This is a genomic window from Clostridium sp. ZS2-4 (genome assembly GCF_026719745.1).
In the GTDB taxonomy this organism is placed as follows: Bacteria; Bacillota; Clostridia; order Clostridiales; family Clostridiaceae; genus Clostridium_H.
The window spans coordinates 1-2,528 of record NZ_JAPPRQ010000085.1; the positions used below are offsets into that span (position 1 = coordinate 1).

The following is a 2,528-nucleotide window of genomic DNA, read 5'->3' on the forward strand; positions in this document are numbered from 1 at the left end:
ACCCGTTCCCATTCCGAACACGAAGGTTAAGCTTCAAAGCGCCGATGGTACTGCACTGGAGACGGTGTGGAAGAGTAGGTCGCCGCCGGGTAAGATAAAAGCACTAAGCAAAAGCTTAGTGCTTTTTATTTTTTTTGTATAACGAATATCACGGGCTATGTCTGTGGTTCTAAAAAGCTTATAGCTATGAGTAGAAAAAAATAAAACCTTCGATGTAAAATGGAAGTAGGGTTGCCGACCACAACCATAAAACAAAGGAGGTATATCCAATATGGATAATAGTAGTTTAGCACATAGCAAGTGGAATTGTAAATATCATATAGTTTTTGCACCAAAATACAGAAGGCAAATAATATATGGGAAAATAAAAGTAGATATAGGACAAATATTAAGAAAACTATGTGAACATAAAGGAGTAACAATAATAGAAGCAAATGCATGTAAAGATCACATCCATATGCTTGTAAGTATACCACCAAAATTAAGTGTATCTGAATTTATGGGATACTTACAAGGGAAAAGCTCTTTGATGATATTTGATAGACATGCAAATTTAAAATATAAATATGGAAATAGACAATTTTGGTGCAAGGGATATTATGTAGATGCAGTAGGAAGAAACAAAAAGGCAAGGGGTAGCTTGAAAAAATATGCGGTTGGCAGACCATTCAACGTGTCTTTAGACACAGCTAGTGGCTAGAGCATGCCACCCGTTTTACGGGTGGTCATGACTCATAAATAATATATAAATTAAAAGCAGAAGTAAATTATAATTTACTTCTGCTTTTTTAGTCAAAACATGTATTTTATAGTTACTTGGAAAGTATCTTAAAATAGGTATCTTATTTATCTAATTGTCTAATAATAAGGAACTTAATAATTTAAAAAAATGTTATTTTTATATCAAAGCAATAGATGTAATATTAAAAACAATGAATAAAAAAATAACAAATATTAATAAAGTAAGAATAACTAATGCAAGCATATAAAGCGAATACTATAAAAAAATCATAATGAAAAAGCATGTTTCAAGGTATAGATTATGGTAGAATTAGAAAACGATTTCTTGATGAAAATGTTAAAAAAATATCAAAATATAGCGAAAAAGTATTTACAATTCGTTTGAAATTGTTATATAATTAACAAGACAAGAGCAAATAATAGAATTTTTATTATCTAGTGCTATATTTTGACGAAATAGTTTAATTTTTGATAGAGGTGAATATTGTGAATACTAAACGTAATAAGATATCAATAATAGGTGCAGGATTTGTAGGAGCAACTGCTGCTTATGCACTTATGATAGGTGGACTAGCATCTGAAATTGTTATTGTAGATATAAATAAAGAAAAAGCACTTGGAGAAGCTATGGATTTAGCACATGGAGTATCTTTTGTGAAGCCGGTAGAAGTATATGCTGGAGATTATAAAGATACTGCTGATTCTGATATAATAATTATAACTGCTGGAGCAGCTCAAAAACCTGGTGAAACAAGATTAGATCTAATAAATAAAAATCTTAATATATTTAAAGGGATTATTCCTGAAGTTGTAAAATATAGCCCAAATTCTATATTACTAGTTGTTGCGAATCCTGTGGACATATTAACTTATATAACTTATAAACTTTCAGGGTTCCCAAAAGAAAGAGTTATAGGTTCTGGTACTGTTCTTGATACTTCAAGATTCAAACATTTATTAGGTGAATATTTTAATATAGATGACAGAAATATTCACACATATATAATTGGTGAACATGGAGATTCAGAAGTTGCAACTTGGAGTTTAACTAATATTGCTGGTATGAATATAGACAATTATTGCGATAATATCTGTAAAAAATATGATGAACTATCAAAACATAAAATCCATGATGATGTGAAAAATGCAGCATATGAAGTTATTAATAGAAAAGGAGCAACTTATTTTGCAGTAGGCTTAGCTATAAAAAGAATAGTTGAAGCCATATTGAGAGATGAAAATTCTATTTTAACAGTTTCTAGTTTGATTGAAGGACAATATGGAATAAATGATGTTTGTGTAGGTGTTCCAACTATAGTAGGAGCTAGTGGAATAAAGAAAATATTAGAAGTTCCTTTAAACGAAGAAGAATTAAACAAATTCAAAATTTCAATAACAAAATTAAAAGAATATATTGATAAAATAGAATTTTAGCATTAAATAATCAACTATAAATAGAGTATGTAAATAAAGGTTTAAACTCTTAGTTTTTCACTTTTAATTTTAAATATAAGAATGTTGCAAAGTAACATTCTTATATACTTACCCTTGTGTGTCACTATAAGAATAATGTAGAAAAATGAAGGTATAGATAGAAAAGATGATGTAATTTAATTTGGCCAGATATATTGAATTATATTAGTCTAAGATTCATGATAAAATATTCCTTGTCGTCGCGAGAGCGGCGGAGAGGAAACAACAAAGTATGAATTAAGATGATTTGAGAAAATTAAAAAAATTCAAAAAAGTTGTTGACAAGAAGAAATTCAGATGATATACTGAATAAG

General features: G+C 29.0%; 2 protein-coding genes and 1 rRNA gene. All 3 read left to right on the forward strand.

Annotated features, from left to right (window positions below):
• A 5S ribosomal RNA gene (gene rrf, locus OIO11_RS11745) occupies nt 1-91 on the forward strand; the annotation flags it as partial.
• A 180-nt stretch (nt 92-271) separates the two neighbouring features.
• Nucleotides 272-700: an IS200/IS605 family transposase gene (tnpA, locus tag OIO11_RS11750; protein WP_442781300.1), complete on the forward strand. Its 429-nt coding sequence runs from the start codon at nt 272-274 to the stop codon at nt 698-700.
• A 524-nt stretch (nt 701-1,224) separates the two neighbouring features.
• Nucleotides 1,225-2,175 (forward strand): L-lactate dehydrogenase, encoded by a 951-nt coding sequence (locus tag OIO11_RS11755; RefSeq protein WP_268071659.1) that lies wholly within the window; start codon nt 1,225-1,227, stop codon nt 2,173-2,175.
• Nucleotides 2,176-2,528: the final 353 nt, after the last annotated feature.

Coding starts and splice junctions, on each gene's coding strand:
- tnpA (WP_442781300.1), top strand. CDS start 272: ATGGATAATAGTAGTTTAGCACATAGCAAGTGGAATTGTAAATATCAT.